Raw genomic sequence first — 2,480 nt, 5'->3', positions numbered from 1 at the left:
GGCCGCCGCGGTCGGTCTTCGAATTCACATAGCCGCCCTCATGCCCGAACATGAGCTCGAGAGCGGTTGATAGGGTTTCTCTAGCCATGGGGCTCCTTCTGGCCGCGCAAAAACGCGCGGCCACGCTGGATGGTGGTCATGGGGATTTCGTTGAAGTTAGAGGATGCTAGACTCTCAGCGCGACCCGTGATTGTTAGGGCCCGCTATTGAGTAGAGTGGAGTTGAGTATGATGAACGTATCCAAAATCCGCGAAAGCGTAGAAGGACAGCGGAAGGAAACGTACGAGGACACACACAGTGTCGAGACGCTGGTCGGCGACGAAGGTGTGTACTTCTTCAACCCATGGGATCGTCACTTTGAGAGTGGCAAGAAGCCTAAGACTAACAAGTTCGATTTCTGATGGCGCTGGACGGCTCGACTCGGCCTGTTGCTTATGGTTGATTTCAGGCAGAAGCGGAGGTGCCAATGGTCTATGAGTGGGATGAGCGGCGCGCCCGACGCGCGAATTCAATCAAGTGGCTGACTGGAGTCGCCGCGGTACTGGCTACGGTCGTAATGCCGGCCCTGCTGGCTCTTTATGCGACTGGCCTCTTCGGGCTTTAGTCGCTCCTGCACTTGCGGGGTCATAATCTTTCGGATGTCGTTCGTTGAGAAAGGAGGCCGGAACCAACCGGCCTTGCGGGCGTTCTCGTGCTCGATCACCGAGCCAGCGAGGCGGCCATGAATAACAAGTCACGGGACCAGATTGAGCGAGACAATACTTTGATTGCGGCCGGCGCGCTGATTGTCGCGGCAGCGATTGTTATTGGCTTTCCGCCGTGGCTTCTTTTCGGCGTTTAATGCCGGACAAAACTCAGCAGCGTGGCAAGCACGATTAATCCTGCATCTGCAGGGTCGCAGTGAGTGCACCAACTCACGGGGCTGCCTTTAGTGACGTCAAAGTCGCTTGGAACAAAAACTCCCTCATTCTCATCGCGCGTCGCGCTTTCGAACTTCGTTTTATTTCAGAGCTTTAGAAGTTATTAATATGGCAAATGATAATGTTTACGGGTTCCAATCGAACGGAACTGAGGAGCAGGCTGAAATCCTGCCCAATAAGCCCCATCCTCGATGACGAGCCGTTGGCAGAGTTGGCCGCGGAAATCGAAGAAGAGAGAATTAAGCAAGACGAATACGAAAAGGCTGTCGCCTATTTCCGCTCGGGGCCGATGTACGTCAAAGATTGAGCCGGTCGTTAAGGCCGATGCAGCAGAATAATGTGGACTTCATAACCGTGTATGGCTCGGCTGGCTGTACTTCCCGCCGCATGCCCGCTCGCGGGTCAATCCAACACCGGATAAACGAAGAGGGTTCAAATGGCCTGGCTGCAACTTACTACGGATAACGAAGAGACCGTTCTCATCGACAGCGAAAAGGTTCTCCAGATCAGGCCACACGCAAAAGGGTCGCACATCACCATGACGACGATCCTCCCCAACAAGGACGGTAAGCCTTCCCTGAAAACCCTCGTGAGCTCGCAGACTCCCGAGGGCATTGCTAAGGCACTGAAAGCGACCGCTGTTCGGCGATGACCAAAAGGTGATCCCGGTGCCCGAATTCCGGTCTGCCCCGCATTAGGGCGGAGCGGGCAGCCTCAGATGACAATGCCCCAGCGCTTCAACTGATATTCGCGAATCTGCGCAATGTTGCGGGCGTCCTCATCAGCATTGGTGACCTTGCTGTACTTCATCCACCACTTCTGCTGGCTTCCGGCGATCTGCGCGCCGAGACGTTGCGAACCGATGCGGTAACGGCCGATCACAGGGAAGCGCGGCTTGGCGGTCGTCGCCGTGGCGACGCTCGTCCCGGCCGTGATGTTCTGGATAGAGACCCCTTGGCCTGCGCCTGACGCGATGATCTTGCAAACCAGCAGGTGCCAGGTGTTGTGCGTAGCCGCGACCGATGTGGTTGTGGTTTCATCGTCGGTCGTGTCGTTGCCGAAGCCAGCGCCGAACCGCTCGGCCGTCGCGGCGGTGACGACCAAGCGGTTGCCGAACGAGTTATTGGACTCGCCGTTTGCCGGAAAGTTCAGGCCGTTCGCCCAATATGTCGGCCGATTGTTGTCGTCGGCCATGGAAGCGGTGCTCTTCACGACGGAATAGATCGTCTGATTGAGAGAGTCCGTTGCCCCCACTTCGATCCAGTTTGCGCCAGACACCTCCAGCCACGCACTCCCCGTGCCGATGGCCGGCGTACCGCCTCCGACCACGCCATCCGGCACGGGCTTTCCGGGCGCAAGATTGAGTAGGGATCGCTCCAGCGAGCCGTCGAAGATATGCAGGCATTCCAAACCGTCACGAGACAGGAAGCCGCCGAACTCGGTCGCGTAAGCGCTGGCATCAGTGGGAGAATTAAAACGAGGCATGGCTTGATCCTTCAGATATGGGTCAGGGCGTAAGCGCCCGTCATTGCGAGTTGGCGCATGTCTTCCTCTCGGGCG

Annotated in this window: 3 protein-coding genes; 2 read left to right on the top strand and 1 reads right to left on the bottom strand. The window is 57.2% G+C overall.

What is annotated here, in order from left to right; genetic code table 11:
- Window positions 1-227 precede the first annotated feature (227 nt).
- Window positions 228-401, top strand: coding sequence for a hypothetical protein (locus ACOZKU_RS03485; protein ID WP_421577679.1), 174 nt, complete (start codon window positions 228-230; stop codon window positions 399-401).
- A 955-nt stretch (window positions 402-1,356) separates the two neighbouring features.
- On the top strand, window positions 1,357-1,572 hold the full coding sequence (locus tag ACOZKU_RS03480) for a hypothetical protein (protein ID WP_421577678.1): 216 nt from the start codon (window positions 1,357-1,359) through the stop codon (window positions 1,570-1,572).
- Between the two features lie 62 nt (window positions 1,573-1,634).
- Here the strand turns inward: ACOZKU_RS03480 and ACOZKU_RS03475 are convergent, their stop codons facing one another.
- Window positions 1,635-2,405, bottom strand: a complete 771-nt coding sequence (locus ACOZKU_RS03475) for a hypothetical protein (RefSeq protein ID WP_421577677.1) — start codon at window positions 2,403-2,405, stop codon at window positions 1,635-1,637.
- Window positions 2,406-2,480 lie beyond the last annotated feature (75 nt).

Source organism: Shinella sp. M31, assembly GCF_049199205.1.
Lineage (GTDB): Bacteria > Pseudomonadota > Alphaproteobacteria > Rhizobiales > Rhizobiaceae > Shinella.
The sequence above is the reverse complement of the archived record's forward strand: the minus strand, read 5'-3'. Positions and strand labels throughout refer to the sequence as shown.